The following is a 23852-nucleotide window of genomic DNA, read 5'->3' on the forward strand; positions in this document are numbered from 1 at the left end:
GAACGGAATTAAAAATGGCTAAATTTCAACCCAAGGTGCAGAGCGAAGGCCAGGACGACGGTCTGCGCGAAAAAATGATCGCGGTGAACCGCGTGACCAAAGTCGTGAAGGGTGGCCGTATCCTCGGTTTCGCTGCACTGACGGTGGTTGGCGACGGCGATGGCCGCGTGGGCATGGGCAAGGGCAAATCCAAGGAAGTGCCCGCTGCTGTGCAAAAGGCGATGGAAGAATGCCGTCGCAACCTGGTGAAGGTTGCGCTCAAGAGCGGCACCATTCACCACTCGGTGAAGGGTCATCACGGTGCAGCATCGGTGGAACTTCACCCAGCCCCCAAGGGTACCGGCATCATCGCTGGCGGCCCCATGCGCGCTGTTTTTGAAGTGGTGGGCATCACCGACATCGTGGCCAAGAGCCATGGTTCGTCGAACCCGTACAACATGGTCCGTGCAACGTTTGACGCGCTCGTCAATTCGACCACCCCGTCGAATGTGGCAGCCAAGCGCGGCAAGACAGTCGAAGACATCTTCGCCTGAACCGGAGCTTGAATATGACAACGCAACAAACCGTCAAGATTCAACTGGTGCGCAGCCCGATTGGCACCAAGGAATCGCACCGCGCCACTGTCCGTGGCCTGGGCCTGCGCAAGCTGAACAGTGTCAGCGAACTGCAGGACTCGCCTGAAGTGCGCGGCATGATTAACAAGATCAGCTATCTGGTCAAAGTCCTCTGAGAGATCGATCATGGAACTCAATAGCATCAAGCCCGCAGACGGCGCCAAGCATGCCAAGCGCCGCGTAGGCCGTGGTATCGGCTCCGGTCTGGGTAAGACCGCTGGCCGTGGTCACAAAGGTCAGAAGTCGCGTTCGGGTGGTTACCACAAGGTGGGTTTCGAAGGCGGTCAAATGCCTTTGCAACGCCGTCTGCCCAAGCGCGGTTTCAAGTCGCATCTGCTCAAGTTCAATGCGGAAGTGACGCTGACTGCTCTGGACCAACTCGGCCTGGCCGAAGTGGACATCCTGGCGCTCAAGCAGGCTGGCCTGGTGGGTGAGCTGGCCAAGGTGGTCAAGGTCATCAAGAGTGGCTCGCTCACCAAGGCTGTCAAGCTGAATGGAGTGGGCGCTACGGCTGGTGCCAAGGCAGCTATCGAAGCTGCTGGCGGCAGCGTCGCCTGAGTGTGGCTCTGAAGGAAGATATCTGTGGCTACTAGCGCGGCTCAAATTGCAAAGACCGGTAAGTTCGGCGACCTGCGTCGTCGTCTGGTTTTTCTGTTGCTTGCGCTGGTCGTGTACCGCATCGGGGCTCATATCCCTGTGCCAGGCATCGATCCAGCCCAACTCCAGCAGCTGTTCAGTGGCCAGCAAGGCGGGATCCTGAACCTGTTCAACATGTTCTCGGGTGGAGCGTTTTCGCGTTTCACGGTTTTCGCTCTGGGGATCATGCCGTACATCTCGGCGTCGATCATCATGCAGCTGATGACCTATGTGGTTCCCACATTCGAGCAGTTGAAGAAGGAAGGCGAAGCCGGTCGCAGAAAGATCACGCAGTACACCCGCTACGGCACGCTGGGCCTGGCCCTGTTCCAGTCGCTGGGTATCGCGGTCGCGCTGGAAAGCTCGGCGGGTCTGGTGCTGAGCCCTGGTTTTGGTTTCCGTATGACAGCGGTGGTCAGTCTGACGGCTGGCACGATGTTCCTGATGTGGCTGGGTGAGCAGATCACCGAGCGCGGCCTGGGGAACGGGATTTCGATCCTGATCTTCGCTGGCATCGCTGCTGGATTGCCGAGTTCCATCGGCGGTCTTCTGGAACTGGTTCGTACGGGTGCCATGAGCATTCTGGCTGCCATCTTCATCGTCATCGTGGTGGGTCTGGTGACTTACTTCGTGGTGTTTGTAGAGCGTGGCCAGCGCAAGATTCTGGTGAATTACGCTCGTCGGCAGGTGGGTAACAAGGTCTACGGCGGTCAGTCGTCGCACTTGCCCCTGAAGCTGAACATGGCTGGCGTGATTCCTCCGATCTTCGCATCGTCGATCATTTTGCTGCCGGCAACGGTGGTGAACTGGTTCAGTGCGGGTGAGTCGATGCGCTGGTTGCGGGACATATCGGGTGCGTTGACGCCTGGTCAGCCCATCTATGTGATGTTTTATGCCACTGCGATCGTCTTCTTCTGCTTTTTTTACACGGCCCTGGTTTTCAACAGCCGCGAAACTGCAGACAACCTGAAGAAGAGCGGTGCGTTCATTCCGGGCATTCGCCCAGGTGAGCAAACGGCACGTTACATCGACAAGATCTTGCTTCGCCTGACCTTGGCAGGCGCTGTGTACATCACCTTCGTGTGTTTGCTGCCAGAGTTCCTGATCTTGAAGTACAACGTTCCGTTTTACTTCGGTGGTACTTCGCTGCTGATCATTGTGGTGGTGACCATGGACTTCATGGCCCAGGTTCAGAACTACATGATGTCGCAACAGTATGAATCGCTGCTCAAGAAAGCCAATTTCAAAGGCAACGCGGGCAGTTGATGAACAGGAAACGGCGGTGGTCGCATGGCGACCTTACCTGTAGAGAGTTGGATATCGGTTAAGTTGGCGCCCCACGAATTTTCGCGGGCACAAAATGTGTTCCGTGCAAAACAGCCGGGACGGATGGAAAAGTTTTAGGAGAATGCAATGAGAGTTTCGGCTTCGGTCAAAAAAATCTGCCGCAACTGCAAGATCATCCGCCGCAAGGGTGTGGTGCGCGTGATCTGCACGGATCTGCGTCACAAGCAGCGCCAAGGTTGATTGGAAAGTATTAGAGGACGCATATGGCACGTATCGCTGGCATTAACATTCCGCCGCACAAGCACGCGGAAATCGGTCTGACCGCTATTTTTGGCATTGGTCGCACCCGCGCTCGCAAGATTTGCGAAGCAACTGGTATCGCTTACAGCAAGAAGATCAAAGATCTTTCTGATAGCGATCTGGAAAAAATTCGCGAACAAATCGAGCAGTTCACCATTGAAGGTGACCTGCGCCGCGAAACCACGATGAACATCAAGCGCTTGATGGACATCGGCTGCTATCGTGGCTTCCGCCATCGCCGCGGTCTGCCAATGCGTGGTCAGCGCACCCGTACCAATGCACGCACTCGCAAGGGTCCGCGCAAGGGTGCAGCTGCACTGAAGAAATAAAGAGATTGAAAGATCATCATGGCTAAGTCCCCTGCCAATAACGCAGCTCAGCGCGTTCGCAAGAAGGTCCGCAAGAACGTTTCGGACGGCATTGCACACGTGCACGCCTCGTTCAACAACACCATCATCACGATCACCGATCGCCAGGGCAACGCCCTGTCGTGGGCTTCGTCCGGTGGCCAAGGTTTCAAGGGCTCGCGCAAGTCCACCCCGTTCGCTGCCCAGGTGGCATCGGAAGTGGCCGGCCGCGCTGCCATCGATCAGGGTATCAAGAACCTTGACGTTGAAATCAAGGGCCCCGGCCCTGGCCGTGAATCGTCGGTGCGCGCTTTGGGCGCACTGGGCATTCGTATCACCTCGATCTCCGATGTGACCCCGGTGCCCCACAACGGTTGCCGCCCTCAAAAGCGTCGTCGTATCTAATCTCTCTAAGCCCACCGCCGCCTGAGAACGCGCAAGCACCTCAGGCGGCTCCCGCAATGGTTTGCGGTAGATGACACAAAGGAAGCTCAAGTGGCACGTTACCTCGGCCCCAAGGCCAAACTCTCCCGCCGTGAAGGCACCGACCTGTTCCTGAAGAGCGCTCGTCGCTCGATCGCTGACAAGTCCAAGTTCGACTCCAAGCCTGGTCAGCACGGCCGTACCTCTGGTGCGCGTACCTCTGACTACGGTCTGCAACTGCGTGAAAAGCAGAAGGTCAAGCGCATGTATGGCGTGCTGGAAAAGCAGTTCCGCCGCTACTTCGAAGCCGCTGACAGCAAGAAGGGCAATACCGGCGCCAACCTGCTGTTCCTGCTGGAATCCCGTCTCGACAACGTCGTGTATCGCATGGGTTTCGGCTCGACCCGCGCTGAAGCGCGCCAGTTGGTGTCCCACAAGGCGATCACGGTGAACGGCAAGTCCGTCAACATCGCTTCGTACCTCGTGAAGACGGGTGACGTGGTGGCTGTGCGTGAAAAGTCCAAGAAGCAAAACCGCATTGTCGAAGCCCTTCAACTGGCTGCCCAGGTTGGCATGCCTGCATGGGTGGATGTCAATGCCGAAAAGGCTGAAGGTATCTTCAAGAAGGTGCCTGACCGTGATGAGTTTGGTGCCGACATCAACGAATCGCTGATCGTTGAGTTGTACTCGCGCTAATCGCTCGGTACGTATTTAGAGAAAACCGTCCCTGAACCGCGAGGCATCGCGGTTTAGGCGCTTCACCAGCCTTACCGGTGTAACGAGCTGGGGGTATTGAGAGGAAGTTGCATGCAAACCAATTTGCTGAAACCCAAGGCGATTAATGTCGAACAGCTTGGTCACAATCGTGCCAAGGTGGCGCTTGAGCCGTTCGAACGTGGCTACGGTCACACATTGGGCAACGCCATTCGGCGTGTCCTGCTTTCGTCCATGGTGGGTTACGCAGCGACGGAAGTCACCATTGCAGGTGTTCTGCACGAGTATTCGTCCATTGATGGCGTGCAAGAGGACGTGGTCAACATCCTTTTGAATCTCAAGGGTGTCGTGTTCAAGCTGCACAACCGGGATGAGGTGACGTTGAGTCTGCGCAAGGATGGCGAAGGTGTTGTCACCGCACGTGACATCCAGACGCCCCATGACGTGGAAATCGTCAACCCTGATCATGTGATTGCCAATTTGTCCGCAGGTGGCAAGCTGGACATGCAGATCAAGGTAGAAAAAGGCCGTGGCTATGTTCCTGGCAACCAGCGTCGCTATGCGGACGAATCGACCAAGTCCATTGGCCGAATTGTTCTGGATGCATCGTTCTCTCCTGTGAAGCGCGTCAGCTACACCGTGGAAAGCGCCCGCGTCGAACAGCGTACCGATCTGGACAAGCTGGTCGTAGAGATCGAAACCAACGGTGCCATCACGGCAGAAGACGCCGTGCGCGCATCGGCCAAGATCTTGGTGGAACAGTTGGCCGTGTTTGCACAGCTGGAAGGTGGCGAGCTGGCCGCGTTTGACGCACCAGCAGGCCCGCGCGGCAACGCGACATTCGATCCTATCCTGCTGCGTCCTGTGGACGAGCTGGAGCTGACCGTTCGCTCCGCCAACTGCCTGAAGGCCGAGAACATCTACTACATCGGCGATCTGATCCAACGCACCGAAAACGAGTTGCTCAAGACCCCCAACCTGGGTCGCAAGTCGCTCAATGAGATCAAGGAAGTGCTCGCATCGCGTGGTCTCACGCTGGGCATGAAGCTCGAAAATTGGCCACCAGCCGGTTTGGACAAGCGTTAAGTTATAATCTTCGGCTCCCTTCAAGGGAGCAGTGCCTCGGGCAGTACCTGATACGGCTGCCTGATTTAATCTAAGTAAAAGGAAAGCACCATGCGCCACGGACACGGCCTTCGCAAACTCAATCGCACCAGCTCGCACCGGCTTGCGATGCTTCAGAACATGATTAATTCGCTCATCGAGCATGAAGCCATCAAAACAACGGTTCCCAAGGCCAAGGAGTTGCGCCGCGTGATCGAACCCATGATCACCCTGGCCAAGGAAGACTCGGTTGCGAACCGCCGTCTGGCTTTCAACCGCTTGCGTGACCGCGACAGCGTGACCAAGCTATTCAACGACCTGGGCCCCCGTTTCAAGGTGCGTCCTGGTGGTTACACACGTATCTTGAAAATGGGTTTCCGCGTCGGTGACAATGCGCCTATGGCACTGGTCGAATTGGTTGACCGTGCTGCGGAAAGCGAAAATAATTCTGCCGCTGACGAATAATAGGGTATAATTTATTTTTTACCGCGCGATGGAGCAGTCTGGTAGCTCGTTGGGCTCATAACCCAAAGGTCGGAGGTTCAAATCCTTCTCGCGCAACCAAAAAAGCGGTTAACGCTGCAACAAAGCCCACTTTAAAGTGGGCTTTGTTGTTTGTACTTAGGTTTGTTTGGGTATCGAAACCTAGTCATAGATGCGTTAACCGTGGACGCATACGGATGTGGTCATCACGGTCTGCGCGTTTACCCTCTTTGAAGTCGGCACACGAAGGTGTGCGGGCCCTCAAGCTGCGATGAAGATAGGGTGAGGAGTCGCACCAGAGCGCATTCCTGCGGAAATAAGTGGTTTTGTGCGGCGCGGGTTACGTCCCCGATGTCTGCGCCTTTTGGCTGAATGGCTGGCGCAGTGACAAGTTTCCATGGAATGTATCTGCACCACCGATTTAATAGCTCTAGTCTTCTTATCCTCCTGCAGCAATGGACGGCCGTGGAACCAGAGGGCGTGCCGCGGCAGGACACGGCGCAAGCGCTGAGCCAGTGGTTGCGTGCCGTGGATGCAATCCAACTTAGCAGGGCACTGCACGCCATTGGGTCGATGCCGTCCGTGGCGGAGCGGTCGGGGCCAGCCGTGGATATGTGCAGGTTGAACGCTGCTTTTCATACCGCAAAAGCCGATGTCATGGGGCTTATTCAGATCAATATCGCTCCAGCGACGGCAATGCGTGGGCGGGCACAGCACGCGCTCGCCGATGACTCGTATTCGCAGGAGCCAGAAGATTTCGCTGCTTACATACAGCGCTATCTTGGCCTACAAAAGCAGATGGACGTAAAGCTTGCCGCCTTGCGTGCGCAGATGCGGCAGTGGCTGTCTCGAAGTACGCCGGCCCTGCGACAACTGGCAGCCCTGGACGGTGTGATGGAGCAGATGCTGGGTACGAGAGAGCAACGGCTTTGGGCCTTGCTACCGGGTTATTTGGAGCGACGCCTGGCGCACCGGCTCCAGCAGCACCAGCAGGCGCTGCAGACCAGTGGCCAGGACGATGCACCACAACGCTGGCGCCAGCCCGGTGGCTTGCTGTGGACCTTCGAGCAGGATTTACAGGCGTTACTGCTCGCAGAGATGCAGGTCCGCCTTCAGCCGATCGTGGGGCTGCTGGAAGCGGCACACAACGAGACAACAGGACAACAGGAATGAACAAGAGTGTGATGGCCGCCATCTTCGCCGTGGGCCTTGCGGTCGTGGGCTGGGTGGGCTGGGGTTTTGTGGGATCGAGTCCGCTGGCGCTGGCAATGACAGCTGTCATTGGTGGGGTCTACGTGCTGGGCGCCTATGAGCAGATGCAGTTTCGGGCGGCCACGGTGTCCCTGGCCACCGCGCTTGGGGGCTGTTCCGCAGAGCCACTGATGGATCTGGGCGGGTGGCTGGGCCGCCTCGCCCCTTCACTGCGCAACCCTGTGCGCCAGCGCATCGAGGGCGAACGGGTGGCCTTGCCCGGCGCTGCGCTCACGCCCTACCTGGTGGGGCTGTTGGTCATGCTGGGCATGCTGGGGACCTTTCTGGGCATGGTCGTTACCTTCAATGGCGTCGTGTTTGCGCTGGAGGCCTCGTCCAACTTGGAGTCGATCCGTTCGGCGCTGGCGGCGCCCATCAAGGGCCTTGGCCTGTCATTTGGAACCTCGGTCGCCGGGGTAGCCGCGTCGGCCATGCTGGGTCTTCTGTCTGCCATGAGCCGCCGGGAGCGGCTGGAGACGGTGCGCCAGCTTGATGCGCACATACCCACGTTGTTCCGTCCGTTCTCTTCGGCCCATCGGCGCGAGGAAATGCTCCAGGCCCTGCAAACACAGGCCCAGGCACTGCCGCTGATCGCCGAGCGCCTTCAGGGCCTGATGGAGGGTCTGGAGCGCCGCAACGGTCAGTTGGGCGAGCAGCTGCTGACACAGCAGCAGGGGTTTCATCGTGAAGCTGCAGCGGCCTACACCCAACTTGCCAGCACGGTGGGGGCATCCTTGCAGGAGAGCCTGGGCGCCAGCGCCTGCCAGGTGGGAGAGGCGATTCGCCCCGTGGTCGAGCAGGCAATGGCCACGCTGGCCAACGAGGCCCAGCGCTCGCATGAGCGACTGCGCGAAACCACCGATGCACAGCTGCAGGCGCTCTCGGCTCAATGGGAGGGAACGGCCCGTCAGGTGTCTGACACATGGACTTCGGCACTGCACAGGCACACCCAGACACAAGGTAGCCTGGTGGCACAGCTCGATGGTGCTCTGCAGTCGGTCACACAAGCATTTGACCTGCGTTCTAGCGTATTAGTGGACTCGCTGCAGGCGTCAACTGCGCAAGCGCACGCAGCCCAGGCAGTTGCCGATCAGCAGCGCCTGGAACGCTGGAATCGCTCCATGGAAGGCATGGCCAGCACACTCGGCGGCGAGTGGCAACGCACAGGCGCGCAGATGCTGGAACAGCAGCAGCGTGTCGGCAAGGCCCTGGAAGGTGCGGTTCAGCAGCTCGACCGCAGCCTGCAGATGGCCGCGCAGGCGTTTGACCAGCGCTCCGACAGTTTGCTGACAACGCTGCAGGACACCGTGGCGCAATCGCACACCGCCCAAACTGCGGCCGACCAACAGCGCCAGGATGGCTGGAGCCGCTCCATGGAGGCCATGGCCAGAACGCTCAGCGCCGAATGGCAGCGCGTGGGTGTACAGACAGTGGCGCAGCAGCAGGGCGTATGCCAAGCACTGGAGGCAACCGCCACGCAAATCACCGAACGCATGACCGAGCAGGTGGCTCGCACACTGGGCGGTGCTGCCAGGTTGCTGGACCAGTCAGACGCGCTGCTGCGCACCCGCATGGAGGCTGAGGCCCAGTGGGTGCAGGCCCAAGGCCAGCGCATGCACGAACTGACCGGTGTGTGGCGCACCGAGCTGGTTGCCCTGCGTGATGCCGAGGCCCAGCGCGGTCAGGCTGCCGTGGAGCGGCTCGATACGCTGCAGGCTGCCGTGGCGCAGCACCTGGCTACCCTGGGATCAGCCCTGGAGGCCCCGCTCACGCGCTTGCTGCAGACCGCTTCGAACGTACCCCAGGCGGCAGCCGAGGTCATCACACAGCTGCGCCAGGAAATGACGCGCCTGAGCGAGCGCGACAATGTAGCCTTGGCAGAACGCACGGCCATGCTGGAGCAGCTGAGCACGCTGCTGCAGTCGGTGAACGAAGTGGCCATGCAGCAGCGCGCAGCGATCGATGCCCTGGTGGGCTCGGCTACCCAGGTGCTGGAGCAGGCAGGCCAGCAGTTTGCTCAGTCGATCAGCACGCAGGCCCGCAAGGTGGACGAAGTGGCCGCGCATGTGGCTGCCAGCGCAGTGGAACTGGCCAGCCTGGGTGAATCCTTCAGCCACGGTGCGGGCCTGTTCAGCGCCAGCAACGAGAAACTCATGGAAAGCCTGCAGGGCATCGAAGGCGCGATCAGCCAGTCGATGAGCCGAAGTGACGAGCAACTGGCCTACTACGTGGCCCAGGCCCGCGAGGTGATCGACCTGAGCATCAGCGCGCAGCAGGGCATCGTGGAAGACTTGCGCCGGCTGCACGGCAAGGCGTCCTCGGCACAAGGGGTGGCTGCGTGATGGGCGTTGACGACACCCTGGACGATGCCACCGAACAGACGGCCCCCGTGTGGGCTGTTTTCGGCGACCTTATGGCGGGTCTGCTGGGCGCGTTTGTACTGATCCTGGTGGGCGTGCTTGTGGTGCAGATCGACCTGGTGGCCAGCCTCAAGCAGGAGGTGGAAAAGCGCCAGATGGAAGAGCAGCGCCGCATGGCGCTGGAGAAGGCGCTGGCCATTCCACTGGCCAGCGGCCGGGTCACCGTGCACAACGGCCGTATAGGCATCAGCGGCAGCGTGCTTTTTGCCGCAGGCTCCGACGAGCTGCGCTCCGAAGGCCGCCAGCTCCTCAAGAGCCTGGTGCAGCCCCTGCAGGTCTACCTGCGCGAGCGCGACGAGATGCTCATGGTGAGCGGCTTCACCGACAACACCACGCTGCTGCAAGGGCCTCAGCAGCGCTTTGCCGACAACATGGAGCTGTCGGCCCAGCGGGCCCTCACCGTGGCTCGGGCCCTGATTGACGAAGGCATGCCCTCGTCGCAGGTGTTTGCCGCAGCCTTTGGTGCCGAACAACCCGTGGCCGACAACGCCGATGAAAAGGGGCGCGCGCAAAACCGCCGTGTGGAGATGGCCCCGGTGCCCAAGGCTCCCAATGCCAAGCCCGCCCGCAATGAGTGAGCCGAGCGAACCCACGTTGGGGTCCTTGCGGGCCGACGGCGCCGACCGCCACGACCCGGCGCGCTTTCACTTTCTGGAGGTGCTGGCACGGCGCCTGCCAGGCCAGCCTGTGGCCGTGCGGCAGGTACTGGAGGGGCGGCTGCATGCCGCTGTAGCGGACTATGCCGAGCGAGCCCGGTCGAGTCCGGATGCGGCCCAGCAGGTGGGTCGGCCTGCAATACCTGCAGCGATCTCCCCCTTGGTGCAACTGAACCGTGACCTGAGCGCCCGCGCACAGGCCGATGCAGATGTCGTTCGTGCGGGCGATGGCGGCAGCCTGTCAGACATGAAGAGCGTGCGCCAGTTCAGCGAAGTCTGGTCCAAGATTTCTGCACAACGGCAGGTGGCGCAGGCGCTGGATCGTGGGCCCGAAAATGCCGGGCCGCTCAACTCGCACAGGCTCATGTTGCGATCACTCAGCTTGATGCAGTCACTGTCGCCTGACTACCTGCGGCGCTTTTTGTCGCAGGTGGATTCGCTGCTGTGGCTGGAGCAGGCGAGCGCGAAGCCCCTGCGCTCTACGGCCAAACCGGGGCGCAAGAGTCGGCCCAGGCCCTGAGCCTCCCGGCGGGCGCACCGCAGTGGGGGCAAGCATGGAGGGATCGGCCCCCGCGCACGGCGAGGGGTCGGGCTTGGCAAAACGCGAGGGGATGTGCCCGGACACCTGCTGTTCTGCGATGTCTCACCGCGCAAACAACTCCGCCCTGGCCGCTCGCGTGATGGCTGAAACACAGGGGTGGGTGATGCGGCGCTCGACGGAGATGGCGAAAAATTCCTCCACCAGCTCGGAGGTTCTGCCCACCACCTCCACGCCGAACTGCCCCATGGCTTCGTCTTCGAGCACGCTGGGCAAGGTGAAGACGCCGCGTCCTTCGCGGCCAAAGGCATTCATGAGAGCGCTGTCATCGAATTCTCCCACGATATGCGGCTGTAGCTGGTATTTGTTGAACCAGTGATCGAGTTGTTGGCGCACGGAAGACTGCGGGCCCTGGATCAGCATCGGTGCGCCGTGCAGGCATTGGGGAAAGGGGCCTTGCAGCTGCCGGGCGAGCGACGGAGCGCAGAAGAAGCTCATGGCGCTGGTTCCGAGCGCGTGGTTGAAGGCCTTTACCCCTACCTTGCGGGACACCGGCTCGTCGGCAATCACCAGATCAAGGCGGTGCAGGGTGAGTTGCGCCAGCAACTCCGGAAACTTGCCCTCGTGGCAGATCATGTGCACGCGATCGGGCAGGCCCAGCGCCGGCTCCAGCAGATGGTAGGCCACCGGCTTAGCCACCGAATCGGCGATGCCCACGCGAAATTCCAGCGTCTTTGCCTGACCGCGTGACAGGCGCACGGATTTTTCCAGCTCGTCGCCCAGGGCAAATATTTGCTCTGCATACCCGAGCGCAATCCGCCCTTCGCTGGTCAGCTCCAGCCCCCGGCCGCGTTTGCGAAAAAGGTCGTGGCCCAGCCATTGTTCCAGTTGCTTGATCTGCCCTGACAGGGTCTGGGGCGTGGTGTGCAGTTGCTCGCCCGCGCGCACCACGCCACCGGCCTTGGCCACCGTCCAGAAATATTTGAGATGCTTGAAGTTCATCAAAGGGTACGAAATAGTTCGAAAAAACCGCAATGTTTTTAACAATAAAACGAATATACGCGAAGTGTTTGATGCGCTACATTGGTTTGATGGACCGAGCTGCACGGGGTTTGCCGGCGCTCGGAGGGATCAATGTTCACAAGGAGTGAAGATGCGAATTACCACCAGAGGTCAACTTGCCGTTTCTGCGATGACCGATCTGGCAATGCGCCAGAACACCGGCCCCGTTGCGCTGTCCACCATCAGCGCGCGCCAGGGCACATCACTGTCGTACCTCGAACAGCTTTTCAGCGCCCTCAAGCGGGCCGGGCTGGTTGACAGCACACGCGGCCCCGGGGGCGGCTATGCCCTGGCCCACAAGCCCGAGCAGGTGTCGGTGGCTGACATCGTGGTGGCGGTAGAGAACCACAAGCCTGGCGAAGAGTCCGTGCCAGCGGCGCACGTGTCTTCGCAGATGGTGTCCATGACCGGATCGCTCTGGACGGCGTTCAACGCGCGGGTTATGGAATACCTCCAGTCCGTTACGCTGCGCGATCTTGTGGCCGAGCAGCAGGCCCGGGGCGTTCGGGTTGAGTCGCCGGTGGTGGCGCGCGCAAAACTGGCCCGTCGTCCGGCGCCGCTGATGGCACGCGCCGGTGTGCCCAATTCGGTCTTTGCGCTGGGCGCCATGCCGGCACTGGCCCGCAAATGAAATTGCGCGCGGCGACCGGGACGCTACATCCCAGCCGAAAGCCCTGAGGCCGGCCCCAGGGCATGTGGCCTACAGCTGCTGCGCGAGCTGCTTGATGCCGCGGATCAGCATCTCCACCGAGATTGCGACCAGGATCAGGCCCATCAGGCGTTCAAAAGCCATCACCACGCGTTCGCCCACCAGGCGCTGGATGCGTTCGGCCAGCAGCAGCACCACGGCGCACACGGCCATGGTCACGCACAGTGCGGCCACCCATTCCCACCGGCGTTCCGGTGCCTGGGCCACCAGCAGCATGACAGTGGCCAGTGCCGAGGGGCCAGCCAGCGCGGGGATGGCGAGCGGCACGATCAACGGCTCGCCCGGCAACTCTGCTTGCGGTCCGTCCGCCGACGGAAAGATCATCCGCAGTGCGATCAAAAACAACACCACCGCACCCGCTATCTGCAGCGACAGATCGCTCAGGTTCATTACCTGCAAAAACTGAGCGCCAAAGAACAGGAACACCAGCAGCAGCGCAAAGGCGATCAGCACCTCGCGCAGGATCACGCGCGCCCGACGCTCGGGCGCCACGCCGCGCAGGGCGTTGGCAAAGATGGGGATGTTGCCCAGCGGATCGGTGATCAGCAGGAGCAGGATGGTGGCGGACGCGAAGGTATAGCTCACGCTGCGTACACCGTGTCTAGCGAGCGAAAGCCCTTGATCTCAATCGGATTGCCGCTGGGATCGTGGAAGAACATCGTCCACTGTTCTCCGGGCTGGCCTTCAAAACGCACCTGGGGCTCCAGCACAAATGCGGTGCCGGCGGCCTTGAGCCGCGCGGCCAGCGCATGCCAGTCGGGCAGCTCCAAGATGGCGCCGAAATGCGGCATGGGCACGAGGTGGTCGCCCACATGCCCGGTGCGGGTGCTGGCAAACGGGGTGCCCAGGTGCAACGAGATCTGGTGACCGAAGAAGTCGAAGTCCACCCAGGTGTCGGTGCTTCGGCCTTCCTGGCATTCCAGCACGCCGCCGTAAAAGCGGCGGGCGGCATCCAGGTCGGTGACGTGAAAGGCGAGGTGAAAGAGGCTGCGCATCCCGCAAAGGATAGCAGCCAAGGGCACCGCCTGGGCGGGCCCGATGGGGTCTCGCAGCGGTCAGGCCATGGATGGATCGGCGGCCATGTTGTCAAACTTCTTGAAGTACTGGCGTGCCATAGCCACCAGCTGGGCGTCGGTCGGGTGGTCTGCGGCCACCGAGTCCACCACCACGCCTGCAACTGCAGCATGGTGCCTTGCTGCCCAGTCGCGGAACTGGTGACGCACCAGCCCTGGGCCCGCCAGCAGGACCTCGCGGGTATGCGTCAGCGCCTGGGCAATGTCGGAAAAGAATGGCGTCAGGTCGTCGGCCTTGCCCTGGTGCTTGTGGTGGCTGCGGGACTTGATGCGCTGGGCTTCGGCGTGTTCGCGGTCAAACATCACCACATGGGCTTCGGATTGGTCCATCCAGACAACGGCGTGAAAAGTGCTCATGAATCGGCTTTCTTGAAGTGATGACAAAAACGGGGGAGGGAAGGGGACTGAATGCGTGAGCGAACTCACGCAGCCCGGTGGTATTGCTCGGCCTTTTCCTGGCAATGCACGCACCGTGCAGCCTCGGGCGTGGCGTGCAGGCGGGCGGCGGTGATGTGGTTGCCGCAGTCCGTGCACTCGCCATAGGTGCCCGCTTCAATGCGGGCCAGGGCGGACTCGATGGTCGCCAGGTGCGCGGTCTCGCGCTCGTCGAGGGCAAACTCCACCTCGCGCTCGGTGGCGACCTGGGCGCGTGGGTCTTCGGGCTGTCCGAAATGGTCGGCGGCGGCCTCGGCGCGGCCGACGACACCGCCGCGCTGTGCCGCCAGCTGGGCCAGCAGTTCGGATTGCTGGGCCAATAACTGCTGGCGCAATGGTGCGGCTTGGGTCTTGTCCATGCGGGGACTCCTCAGGGTGATCGGATACCTGCATGGTGCGCCTGTGCGCGGTGCCCTGGGTTGATCAGGGTCAAGGGATGGTGCGCGGTGCCCCCCGCCCTGGGTGCGCCGCTCGGCGGGATCAGCGCTTGGGCGGGCGCGCCAGCATCTCTGCGGTGTTGGTCTTGCGGTCAGCGTTCACGCGCTGCACATGGGGGCGCTCGGCCATGCGGGCCAGATATTCGCGCACGGGCAGGTCGGCCAAGTAGTCGCGGCCATAGATGATCTTGGTGGCGGCGCTGACCAGCGGCAGGTGCACGATGGCCGCGCAGTCGGCTATCGTGAAGGTGTCGCCAGCCACGTAGGGGCTGAACTTCGCCAGCTGGCCGAAGGCTGCAATGTTCTTCTCCAGCTGGGCGCCCACCTTTTCGCGTGCGGTGTCGCTCACCGTGCCGCCGAAGAAAGCCTGGGGATACAGGCTGCGTGCGACCAGCTCCAGGTGCAGCTCGAGAAAGGTGATCAGCTCGCGCACTTTGGCTGCCTGGAAGGGGGCGGCCGGGATCAGCGGGTGCTCAGGGTGGGCGGCTTCGATGTAGTCGGCCATCACGGCGGATTCGCACAGTGCGCCCTGCGGCGTGCGCAGGTAGGGCACCTTGCCCAGCGGGCTGGCGCTGGGGTCGGTCTCGCCCACCCAGGCCAGTTCTTCGGTGAACGGCAGGCCCTTTTCGAGCAGGGCCAGCTTGACCTTGTTGTAGTAATTGCTGGCCGAAAAGCCGCAGAGTGTCAGCATGGTGTTGTCTCCGTTGTGGTGGTGGATGCAGCACGCATCCTAGGTGCGGGTGAGACCGCTGTCCGTCGCGTAGATGACCCCGGTCAAGGACTGCACACCCCGGCCCCCTACAATCCGCACCCATGCCCTCCCTGCAAACCATTCGCGGCCTCCGTTGGCTCGCCCGCCTTGTGCTGGCGTGGTTTGTGTTGTCTATCGGCGTGGCCGTGGCGTCGCCCCTGGTCAACCCGCAGGCGATGGAGCTGATCTGCTCGGGCTCGGGCGCCATCAAGCTGCTGGTCAAGACCGACGACGGCGCCAAGGAGCTGCCCAGCCACACGCTCGACTGTCCGCTGTGCGCGCATGTGGGGGCACCACTGCCCACCTCGCAGGCCCAGCTGCCTGTGGCACACCCCCTGGCGCATGCCCTGCGCCCCATCCCCGCCGCGCACATTGCTGCGCGCACCGCCGCGCCGCTGCCGCCCCGCGGCCCCCCGGCTTTCTCCTGAAATTGCTATTTGTTTGATAGCTGCTTGCGCTTGATGAATAAGCGCTAGCGGCCTATTTGGCTTGATTTTCAGGAGTTTCCATGCGCAAAAGCCGCATGGCGCTGGCCGTGGCCAGTGCCTTTCCCATCGTCCTGGGCATCGCGTATGCCGGGGCTTCCTCCGCATTCGCCCAGACCGCTGACAGCAATGGCAGCAGCACCGGCAGCAGCCCTGCCCCGGTCAAGGAACTGGGCGTGGTCACCATCACCGGCGGCCAGCCACCTCGCTGCCCACGCAGATCCCCACCACCATCGAGGGCGTGACGCGCGAGCAGATCGAGCACTCGATCAACGCCACCGACAGCGAAGACGCGCTCAAGTACCTGCCCAGCCTGCTGGTGCGCAAGCGCTACATCGGCGACTACAACCACGCCGTGCTGTCCACGCGCGCCTCGGGCACGGGCAACCCGGCGCGTTCCATGGTGTTTGCCGACGGCATTTTGCTGAGCAACTACCTGGGCAACGGCCCCACCAATGCGCCGCGCTGGATGCTGGTCACGCCCGAGGAGATCGAGCGCGTGGACGTGTTCTACGGCCCCTTCTCGGCCGCCTACGCAGGCAACTCGGTGGGCGCGGTGGTGGACTACGTCACCCGCATGCCGACAAAGTTCGAGGCGCATGGGCAGGTCAGCTACCAGCACCAACCCTTTGACCTGTACAGCACCAACGGCACCTACGGCGGCAAGCAGGTGAGCGCCTCGGTGGGCAACAAGAATGGCGACTGGTCCTGGTTCCTCAACTTCAACAAGACGGACAGCGAAGGCCAGCCGCTCACCTTCCCCACGCGCCTGGTGTCTGCAGGCACCGTGGGCAGCGCGGGCACACCCGTGACGGGCGCGGTGCTGGGCAACAACCGCAGCAACCAGCCCTGGTACCTGCTGGGCACGGCCACGCAGTACCACACGCAGCAAGACCACATCAAGGCCAAAATCGCCTACGACTTTTCGCCCAACGTGCGCGCGGCCTACACCTTTGGCTGGTGGCACAACGAATCCGAAGGGCGGCCCACCAGCTACCTGCGGGACGCCAATGGCAATGCGGTGTACAGCGGCACGGTCAACATCAATGGCCGCTGGTTTGCGCTCGCGCCTACGGACTTCAATGTGTCTAACGAAGACCTCACGCATTTCATGCACGGCCTGTCGGTCAAGAGCCGCACGCAAGGCGTGTTTGACTGGGAGGTGGCCGCCAGCCTGTACGACTACCAGACCGACACCCTGCGCGCCGCCACCGTCGCGCTGCCTGCGGCGCTGAACGGCGGGGCAGGGCGCATCGTCAACAGCAAAGGCACGGGTTGGAACACGCTGGCTGCCAAGGGCACCTGGCGGCCGGATGGCATCCAGGGCACGCACATCGTGGACTTTGGCTTGCAGCGCGACAGCTACCAACTGCGCACTATCGAAAACGCTACGACGAACTGGATCAGCGGTGATGCAGGCGCCCGCAACCAGGCCTTCAACGGTGACACGCAGCTCATCGGCTTGTGGGCGCAAGACACCTGGAAGATCGCGCCGCGCTGGAAAGCCGTGCTGGGCGCTCGCGCCGAGCGCTGGAGCGCCAGCAACGGCCAGACCGGCAACGCCACCACCACGCTGAGCCACCCCGAGCGCAACGAAACCTATGTCTCGCCCAAGGCTGCCGTGGCCTATCAGGCCAATGGGCTGTGGGTGCTCAAGGCATCGACGGGCCGCGCCGTGCGCATGCCCACCGTGGCCGAGCTGTACCAGGGCGGCATCAGCGGCAGCGGCACGCTCATCAACAACGACCCGAACCTGAAGCCTGAAAAAAGCTGGACCACCGAGCTGACCGCCGAGCGGGACATGGGGAATGGTTTGCTGCGCCTCACGGCCTTCTTTGAGTGCACCAAAGACGCGCTGTATTCGCAGACCAATGTGCTCGTCACACCCAACGTCACCAACGTGCAGAACGTGGACGCCATCCGCACGAAGGGCATTGAGCTGTCGTACCAGGCCGCCAACGTCTTCGTGCGCGGGCTGGATCTGGGCAGCAGCCTGACCTGGACGGACTCCAAGATCACGCGCAACGACAAGTTCCCCGCCAGCGTCGGTAAATGGCAGCCGCGCATCCCCGAATGGCGCGCCACTGCCGTGGCCACTTACCGGCCGGACGACAAGTGGTCGTACACCCTGGGCGCGCGTTACAGCGGCAAGCAGTACAGCACGCTCGACAACACCGACCCCAACGGCTTTGCCTACCAGGGCGCGAGCCGCTACTTCACCACCGATGTGCGCGTGCGCTACCAAGTCACCAAGCAGGTCAGCGCCGCTGTGGGCATCGACAACCTTAACAACTACCAGTTCTGGAACTTCCACCCCTACCCGCAGCGCAGCTACATGGCTGAACTGAAAGTAACCCTCTGAAAGGAAAACATCCCATGTCTCTGAATACTATGAAAAAGATAGCTGCTACCGCTTTGTTGATAAGCGCTACAGCCCTGTTTGGCTCTGCATCGGCCCATGTGGTGCTCGAATACCAGGTGGCCCCTGCGGGCGCCAGCTACAAGGCCACCTTCAAGGTCGGCCACGGCTGCGGCGCGTCGCCCACGCGGCAGGTGGTGGTGGACATCCCCGCAGGCATGCGCGGCGCACACCCCATGCCCAAGCCGGGCTGGACGCTGGAGGTGCAGCGCGACAAGCTGGCCCAGCCCTACACCAGCCACGGCCGCAGCATCACCGAAGACGTGGTGCGCATCACCTGGACGGCCAAGACGCCGGATGACATGCTGCAGAGCGCCCACTATGACGAGTTTGTGCTGGTCGCCCAGGCGCCGGAGCAGGCGGGCACCGTGTACTGGCCGGTGCGCCAGGTCTGCGCCGAGGGCCAGAGCGACTGGACCGAGGTGCCCAAGCCGGGCCAGAAGCTGTCGGACCTGAAGTCCCCAGCGGCAGCGCTGGAGATTCTGCCCACCGGTGGCGCCGCTGCCCACAATCATTGACAGTCGGGCCCAGAGCCTGTTGCTGCTTCCCTTTTTCCTCTCGCACACTGAAAGACATTCACCATGAAAAAACTGCTTCACACCGCCGCCGTCTTTGCCGCACTGCTGAGTGCCCCTGCATGGGCCCAGACCGCCGCCGTCAAGGTCGAAGGCGCCTGGGCGCGTGCCAGCGTGCAGGGCCAGAAGGCCACGGGCGCATTCATGCGCCTGACCGCCAAGGACGGCGCCCGCCTGGTGCGCGTCGAGTCGCCCGCCGCCGGTCTGACCGAAGTGCATGAGATGAAGATGGAAGGCGACATCATGAAGATGCGCGCCGTGCCCGTGCTGGACCTGCCTGCGGGCAAGATGGTGGACCTCAAGCCCGGCGGCTACCACGTCATGCTGCTGGACCTGAAGGCGCCCCTGGCCAAGGACAGCTCGGTGCCGCTCACCCTGGTGTTCCAGGACGCCAAGGGCGTGGAAAGCAAACTCAACCTGACGGTGCCCGTGGGCACGACGGCCCCTGGTGGCGCCATGGCGGGCGGCATGATGGATGGGCATAAACACTGAGGTAACCGCCGCCGCAGCGCCTTCGCGGGCGTAACGCATTGGAGTAAGCTGTGACTCCACTACAGACCACCTCTTGCGGAGCGGCCATGAGCGACACATCCAACTTTGGTTTCGGCAAATTCGTCCCCGGCTTTGACTTTCTGCAAAGCTTGGCGAAAGGTGCCTCCAGCAGCATTCCCCAGATGCCAAGCCTGTCGAACTGGGTGGCGCCCACCATCAGCGTCGAAGAGCTGGAAAAGCGCATCGACGAACTCAAGGCCGTGCAGTTCTGGCTGGAGCAGAACTCGCGCGCCCTCACGGCCACCGTCCAGGCGCTGGAAGTGCAGAAGATGACCCTGGCCACGCTCAAGGGCATGAACTTCAGCATGGGCGACGTGGCCAACGCCTTCAAGGTCAAGGCGACCGACAGCGGCAAGAGTGGCCTGGACAAGGCGGCCGACAGCTTTGCCAGCCGGGCCGCTGCAACCGCTCCGGCCGCCCCTGCGCCACAACCCGCAGAACCGGCCAAGCCCGCCCCGGCTGACGGCGATCAGGCCACCAAGGAGGCTGAACCCAGCGTGGTGGACCCCATGCAATGGTGGGGCGCGCTGACCAGCCAGTTCCAGCAGATCGCGGCCAACGTATTGAAAGACGCCGCCCAGCAGACCGCCGCCATCGACACCACCAAAACCATGGCCGCCGAGGCCATCAAGACGGCCACCGAGGTGGCCAGCCAGTTTGCTGCCCAGGGTATGCAGGCTGTGCAGGGCGCCCGGCGCACCGCCGCCAGCGCGGCAAAGGCGCCCGCTGCCAAAAAAGCCGCCGCCAAAAAGGCACCCGCCCCCTCTGCAGCCAAGCCCGCCGCCAAAAAAGCCACGGCTCGCCGCGCACCGCGCAAGCCAGCAGGCTGATCTGGCGTTGCTGCCTGCAGTGCCCGCCACAGCCGGTAAAGTCACGCCATGAAACTCTTTCCCACCGGCCATGCCACCCACCCCCAGTGGCGCATGGCTGCCGCTCTGGTGCTGGCGCAATTGCGCGCCCAGATGGCCCTGCCCGGCTATGCATCCGCCCCCACGCTGGGCCTGCTCTACATCACCGACCACTACGCCAGCGAGGCGCAAGCGCTGCTCGACTATGTCAGCGGCGAACTGCCCGAAGTGACCGACTGGAGCGGCACCGTGGGCGTGGGTGTATCGGCCAACAACGCCGAGTATTTTGACGAACCCGCGTTGTCGGTGATGCTGCTCGATATTCCTGCCGACCAGTACCGCGTGTTCTCGGGCGTGGCCCCGTTGCCGCGCAACCCTGCCAGCGGGTTCGAGGCCGCCACCGCGCTGGTGCACGCCGATGGCCACACCGCCGAACTGGCGGAGCTGCTGGGCGAAATGGCCGCACGCACCACCACGGGTTACCTGTTTGGGGGGCTGAGCGCCAGCCGCGGCGCCAGCGTGCAGTTCGCCGTGGCTGGCAACGGCAACATTGCCGGCCACGGCGCGGCCGGTGGCGTGTTTGATGGCGGCCTGTCGGGCGTGGCCTTTGGGCCTGGCGTGGCGCTGCTGTCCCGGGTCACCCAGGGTTGCCAGCCGGTGGGGCGCTTGCACACCGTCACCGCCGCACACGAGAACGTGGTGCTGCAGCTCGACGGCGAGCCCGCGCTCGATGTGCTGCTGTCCACGCTCGATGTGTCGCTGGACGGCGATCCGCAGACGGCGCTGCGCAAGGTGCGGGCCACGCTGGCGGGCCTGGTCGATGTCGGCGAACCGGCGCAAGGGCCGCAGCGCACCGGCCACTTTGGCACCGACACCCGCGTACGCCACATCGTGGGCCTCGATGGTGCGCGCCGGGGCGTGGCCCTGGCCGACCATGTGGAGCCTGGCATGCACCTGTCGTTTTGTCAGCGCAATGTGGCTGCGGCCCGCGCCGACTTGATGCGCATCTGCGCCGAAATCCGCGAAGAACTGTCGCCGCAAGAGCTGGAGCCAGCGCCGCTGGCCAGCGATGCGCAGGGAGCACCGCGCATGGCGCCCGGCACGGCGGGGCTGCCAGCTGTCATCCAACCGGCCCGGTCTATCCGGGGCGCCATCTACGTGAGCTGCTCCGGCCGTGGTGGCCCGCACTTTGGTGGGCCTAGTGCCGAGTTGCAGATCGTGCGGCATGCGCTGGGCGATGTGCCTTTGGTGGGCTTTTTCGCTGGCGGTGAAATCGCGCGCCACCACCTGTACGGTTATACGGGCGTGCTGACCGTGTTCACGGCCAGCGCATAGTCCATCGACTTTCTGGGGGAGGGGTGCCTGATATATCGGTGGTCAGCGATATGTCAGCAAAATGACGGGCGTTCAAGGATTTTCACTGTCGAGGGGGTAGGGCGGTAGTCACTAACGTCCTGGTTAGCCGCGCAACTTGGTTCTGTTACGTCAGGCTCGAACCGTCTAAATTCAGGAGACCCCATGAAATTCACCTTCAAACTTGCTGCCCTCGCTGGTGCTGTCGCACTGTCCACTGCGGCCTTCGCTGCAGACCCTATCAAGATCGGTGTGGACGGTCCTTTCACGGGCGGTTCGTCCTCCATGGGTGTCAGCATGCGGGATGGCGTGCGTCTGGCCGCTGAAGAAATCAACAAGGCTGGCGGCGTGCTGGGGCGTCCGCTGCAATTGGTTGAGCGCGATGACGAAGCCAAGAATGAGCGTGGCGTGCAGATTGCCCAGGAGCTGGTCAACAAGGAGCGCGCAGTCGCCGTGGTGGGCTATATCAACACCGGTGTGGCCCTGGCTTCACAGCGCTTCTTTCAGGAAGCCAAGATTCCGGTCATGAACAACGTGGCCACCGGCTCCATCATCACCAAGCAGTTCGAAAAAGAGTCTGAGAACTACGTGTTTCGCAATGCCGCGCACGACAGCATCCAGGCCCCCATGATTGTTGAAGAAGCCGTGACACGCCGTGGCTTCAAGAAAGTGGCGATCCTGGCGGACTCCACCAACTACGGCCAGCTCGGCCGCGAAGATCTGGAGAAAGCGCTGAAAGCCAAGGGCGTCACGCCGGTGGCCGTTGAAAAGTTCAACATCAAGGACGTCGACATGACGGCCCAATTGCTTAAGGCCAAGGCTGCAGGTGCTGATGCGATCCTGACCTACGGAATCGGCCCTGAATTGGCCCAGATCGCCAACGGCATGACCAAGCTGGGCTGGAAAGTCCCGATGGTCGGCAGCTGGACCCTGTCCATGGCCAACTACATCGACAACGCCGGCCCTGGCGGCGAGGGTGCGCGCATGCCGCAAACCTTTGTGCAGGAACCCACCACGCCCAAGCGCCAGGCGTTCATTGTGAATTACCTGAAAACCTTCAACCCGAAGAACAGCCGCATCGATTCGCCAGTGTCTGCTGCCCAGGGGTATGACTCCATCTACTTGCTGGCTGCTGCGATCAAGCAGGCCGGTAGCACGGATGGCCCCAAGGTCAAGGCTGCCCTGGAGGACCTGAAGGCTCCGGTGGAAGGCGTTGTCACCACCTACGTGAAGCCTTTCTCCAAGACCGACCACGAAGCCATTACCGCCAACATCCCGGTGTTTGGTGAGGTCAAGGGCCAGCGCGTTGTTTACGCTTATCCCGAAGACCAGAAGAAGGCTTCTGAAGTTCGCCTGAAGAAGTAAGCGGTTCGCCACCCGCTGCCGCTGCCAGAAACGCCTGGCAGCGGTATTTTTTCGTTCACTGACATTTTTCACGCCATTCGGCCGATCCGTACGCGAGGGCTCCCCGCATGCAAATTTTTACCCAACTCGTCTTTAGCGGCATTGCGCTCGGCATGATTTATGCCGTTATTGCATTCGGCTATCAACTCACCTTTGCCACGTCGGACACCCTGAACTTTGGTCAGGGCGACGCGCTGATGCTGGGCGCCCTGGTTGGTCTGACGCTCGTAGGCCTCGGTGTTAATTACTGGCTCATGATCCCGCTGGTGTGCCTGTTTGGCGCGCTGCAGGGCGCGGTAGTGGAGCGCATCGGCGTGCGGCCCGCCATCAAGATCAAGTCGGAGTTCGGCTGGATCATGTCCACCATTGCCCTGGGCATCATCTTCAAGAACGTGGCAGAAAACGTGTGGGGCCGCGATGACCTCAAGTTCCCTTCGCCACTGCCGGAGGCTCCGTTCCAGTTCCTGGGGGCCAACATTTTGCCGATGGAAGTGCTGGTGGTCTGCGGTGCGCTGGCCATGATGCTGGCGGTGGAGTTGTTCAACCGCCGCTCCATCTTCGGCAAAGCCGTGGTGGCCACCTTCAATGACCGCGATGCCGCCAAGCTGATGGGCATCAACACCGGGCTGGTGATTACTTTTTCATATGCACTGTCGTCCCTGACGGCCGGGTTTGCAGGCGTGCTGATTGCTCCGCTGACGCTGACGGGCGCCACGATGGGCGCCGTGCTGGGGCTCAAGGCGTTTGCGGTCGCCATCATCGGTGGCTTGACCAGCGGCCTGGGCATTGTGGTGGGCGGCATCATCCTGGGTGTGGCAGAGACCACCACCGGTTTTTATCTCAGCACCGGCTACAAGGATGTTCCTGGCCTGGTACTCCTGCTGATCGTGCTGGCCGTGCGTCCGCAGGGAATTTTCGGCAAATCCGTGATCAAGAAGGTCTGACAAAGTGGCTGCATCCTCTACTACCTCCTTGG

Annotated in this window: 28 protein-coding genes, 1 tRNA gene and 1 pseudogene; 24 read left to right on the top strand and 6 right to left on the bottom strand. The window is 62.3% G+C overall.

The features are described from left to right. Positions 1-14: 14 nt before the first annotated feature. From rpsE to CCX87_RS02185, 15 genes are all read left to right on the top strand, one after another. Complete coding sequence (gene rpsE / locus CCX87_RS02115; protein WP_035240898.1) at positions 15-533, top strand: 30S ribosomal protein S5; 519 nt, start codon at positions 15-17, stop codon at positions 531-533. Between the two features lie 14 nt (positions 534-547). Beyond that, positions 548-730 (top strand): 50S ribosomal protein L30, encoded by a 183-nt coding sequence (gene rpmD, locus CCX87_RS02120; RefSeq protein ID WP_007861725.1) that lies wholly within the window; start codon positions 548-550, stop codon positions 728-730. A 10-nt stretch (positions 731-740) separates the two neighbouring features. After that, entirely contained in the window at positions 741-1172 is a 432-nt protein-coding gene (gene rplO / locus CCX87_RS02125; protein ID WP_087743371.1) for a 50S ribosomal protein L15, read from the top strand. 24 nt (positions 1173-1196) lie between these two features. Further along, complete coding sequence (gene secY / locus CCX87_RS02130) at positions 1197-2516, top strand: preprotein translocase subunit SecY (RefSeq protein WP_087743373.1); 1320 nt, start codon at positions 1197-1199, stop codon at positions 2514-2516. 147 nt (positions 2517-2663) lie between these two features. Continuing rightward, complete coding sequence (gene rpmJ / locus CCX87_RS02135) at positions 2664-2777, top strand: 50S ribosomal protein L36 (RefSeq protein ID WP_005793651.1); 114 nt, start codon at positions 2664-2666, stop codon at positions 2775-2777. Between the two features lie 23 nt (positions 2778-2800). Next, positions 2801-3166 carry a 30S ribosomal protein S13 gene (gene rpsM, locus CCX87_RS02140; protein ID WP_005793659.1) on the top strand — a complete coding sequence of 122 codons (366 nt, stop codon included), beginning with the start codon at positions 2801-2803 and terminating at the stop codon, positions 3164-3166. Between the two features lie 18 nt (positions 3167-3184). Then, the gene (rpsK, locus tag CCX87_RS02145) at positions 3185-3589 is read left to right on the top strand and encodes a 30S ribosomal protein S11 (RefSeq protein WP_005793662.1); all 405 of its coding nucleotides are present in this window, start codon (positions 3185-3187) and stop codon (positions 3587-3589) included. Positions 3590-3679: 90 nt separating this feature from the next. Beyond that, positions 3680-4303, top strand: coding sequence for a 30S ribosomal protein S4 (rpsD, locus tag CCX87_RS02150; RefSeq protein WP_087743375.1), 624 nt, complete (start codon positions 3680-3682; stop codon positions 4301-4303). 111 nt (positions 4304-4414) lie between these two features. Then, positions 4415-5407: a DNA-directed RNA polymerase subunit alpha gene (locus CCX87_RS02155; RefSeq protein ID WP_087743377.1), complete on the top strand. Its 993-nt coding sequence runs from the start codon at positions 4415-4417 to the stop codon at positions 5405-5407. A 90-nt stretch (positions 5408-5497) separates the two neighbouring features. Continuing rightward, on the top strand, positions 5498-5890 hold the full coding sequence (gene rplQ / locus CCX87_RS02160) for a 50S ribosomal protein L17 (RefSeq protein WP_087743379.1): 393 nt from the start codon (positions 5498-5500) through the stop codon (positions 5888-5890). 22 nt (positions 5891-5912) lie between these two features. Next, positions 5913-5989 (top strand) — tRNA-Met (locus tag CCX87_RS02165). A 321-nt stretch (positions 5990-6310) separates the two neighbouring features. Next, a complete protein-coding gene (locus CCX87_RS02170; protein WP_087743381.1) occupies positions 6311-7081 on the top strand; it encodes a DUF3348 family protein in 771 nt (256 codons plus the stop codon). After that, positions 7078-9501, top strand: coding sequence for a DUF802 domain-containing protein (locus CCX87_RS02175; protein ID WP_087743382.1), 2424 nt, complete (start codon positions 7078-7080; stop codon positions 9499-9501). Before CCX87_RS02170 ends, CCX87_RS02175 begins: the two co-directional genes overlap by 4 nt. Further along, positions 9498-10157: an OmpA family protein gene (locus CCX87_RS02180; RefSeq protein ID WP_087743384.1), complete on the top strand. Its 660-nt coding sequence runs from the start codon at positions 9498-9500 to the stop codon at positions 10155-10157. The genes CCX87_RS02175 and CCX87_RS02180 overlap by 4 nt, the downstream gene beginning before the upstream one ends. Beyond that, on the top strand, positions 10150-10755 hold the full coding sequence (locus tag CCX87_RS02185) for a DUF2894 domain-containing protein (protein WP_087743386.1): 606 nt from the start codon (positions 10150-10152) through the stop codon (positions 10753-10755). Before CCX87_RS02180 ends, CCX87_RS02185 begins: the two co-directional genes overlap by 8 nt. Positions 10756-10878: 123 nt before the next feature. Here CCX87_RS02185 and nhaR read toward each other — a convergent pair whose 3' ends face one another. Next, positions 10879-11775, bottom strand: coding sequence for a transcriptional activator NhaR (gene nhaR / locus CCX87_RS02190; RefSeq protein ID WP_087743388.1), 897 nt, complete (start codon positions 11773-11775; stop codon positions 10879-10881). A gap of 151 nt (positions 11776-11926) precedes the next feature. Between nhaR and CCX87_RS02195 the strand changes: the two genes are divergently transcribed. Then, complete coding sequence (locus tag CCX87_RS02195; protein ID WP_087748130.1) at positions 11927-12466, top strand: Rrf2 family transcriptional regulator; 540 nt, start codon at positions 11927-11929, stop codon at positions 12464-12466. A gap of 69 nt (positions 12467-12535) precedes the next feature. Here CCX87_RS02195 and CCX87_RS02200 read toward each other — a convergent pair whose 3' ends face one another. From CCX87_RS02200 to CCX87_RS02220, 5 genes are all read right to left on the bottom strand, one after another. Further along, the gene (locus CCX87_RS02200) at positions 12536-13129 is read right to left on the bottom strand and encodes a MarC family protein (RefSeq protein ID WP_087743390.1); all 594 of its coding nucleotides are present in this window, start codon (positions 13127-13129) and stop codon (positions 12536-12538) included. After that, positions 13126-13539 (bottom strand): VOC family protein, encoded by a 414-nt coding sequence (locus CCX87_RS02205; RefSeq protein ID WP_087743392.1) that lies wholly within the window; start codon positions 13537-13539, stop codon positions 13126-13128. The genes CCX87_RS02200 and CCX87_RS02205 overlap by 4 nt, the downstream gene beginning before the upstream one ends. Positions 13540-13599: 60 nt before the next feature. Further along, positions 13600-13974 carry a hypothetical protein gene (locus tag CCX87_RS02210; RefSeq protein WP_087743393.1) on the bottom strand — a complete coding sequence of 125 codons (375 nt, stop codon included), beginning with the start codon at positions 13972-13974 and terminating at the stop codon, positions 13600-13602. Positions 13975-14039: 65 nt separating this feature from the next. Next, complete coding sequence (locus CCX87_RS02215; protein ID WP_087743395.1) at positions 14040-14411, bottom strand: TraR/DksA family transcriptional regulator; 372 nt, start codon at positions 14409-14411, stop codon at positions 14040-14042. A 121-nt stretch (positions 14412-14532) separates the two neighbouring features. Next, a complete protein-coding gene (locus tag CCX87_RS02220; protein WP_087743397.1) occupies positions 14533-15180 on the bottom strand; it encodes a glutathione S-transferase in 648 nt (215 codons plus the stop codon). 122 nt (positions 15181-15302) lie between these two features. On the opposite strand from CCX87_RS02220, the gene CCX87_RS02225 reads away from it, so the two are divergent. The 8 genes and pseudogenes from CCX87_RS02225 to CCX87_RS02260 all read left to right on the top strand — a co-directional run bounded on the left by CCX87_RS02225 (position 15303) and on the right by CCX87_RS02260 (position 23820). Next, on the top strand, positions 15303-15668 hold the full coding sequence (locus CCX87_RS02225; protein WP_087743400.1) for a DUF2946 family protein: 366 nt from the start codon (positions 15303-15305) through the stop codon (positions 15666-15668). Positions 15669-15748: 80 nt separating this feature from the next. After that, positions 15749-18087 (top strand): annotated as a pseudogene (locus tag CCX87_RS02230) (TonB-dependent receptor). A 14-nt stretch (positions 18088-18101) separates the two neighbouring features. Continuing rightward, the gene (locus tag CCX87_RS02235) at positions 18102-18662 is read left to right on the top strand and encodes a YcnI family copper-binding membrane protein (RefSeq protein WP_198314754.1); all 561 of its coding nucleotides are present in this window, start codon (positions 18102-18104) and stop codon (positions 18660-18662) included. Positions 18663-18725: 63 nt separating this feature from the next. Next, a complete protein-coding gene (locus CCX87_RS02240) occupies positions 18726-19211 on the top strand; it encodes a copper chaperone PCu(A)C (protein WP_087743403.1) in 486 nt (161 codons plus the stop codon). A gap of 86 nt (positions 19212-19297) precedes the next feature. Then, entirely contained in the window at positions 19298-20101 is an 804-nt protein-coding gene (locus tag CCX87_RS02245; RefSeq protein ID WP_087743405.1) for a PhaM family polyhydroxyalkanoate granule multifunctional regulatory protein, read from the top strand. Positions 20102-20149: 48 nt separating this feature from the next. After that, entirely contained in the window at positions 20150-21454 is a 1305-nt protein-coding gene (locus tag CCX87_RS02250; protein ID WP_087743407.1) for an FIST signal transduction protein, read from the top strand. A 183-nt stretch (positions 21455-21637) separates the two neighbouring features. Beyond that, complete coding sequence (locus CCX87_RS02255) at positions 21638-22837, top strand: ABC transporter substrate-binding protein (RefSeq protein WP_087743409.1); 1200 nt, start codon at positions 21638-21640, stop codon at positions 22835-22837. Between the two features lie 107 nt (positions 22838-22944). Further along, entirely contained in the window at positions 22945-23820 is an 876-nt protein-coding gene (locus CCX87_RS02260) for a branched-chain amino acid ABC transporter permease (RefSeq protein ID WP_026435300.1), read from the top strand. Positions 23821-23852: the final 32 nt, after the last annotated feature.

The organism is Acidovorax sp. T1, from assembly GCF_002176815.1.
GTDB lineage: Bacteria > Pseudomonadota > Gammaproteobacteria > Burkholderiales > Burkholderiaceae_C > Acidovorax.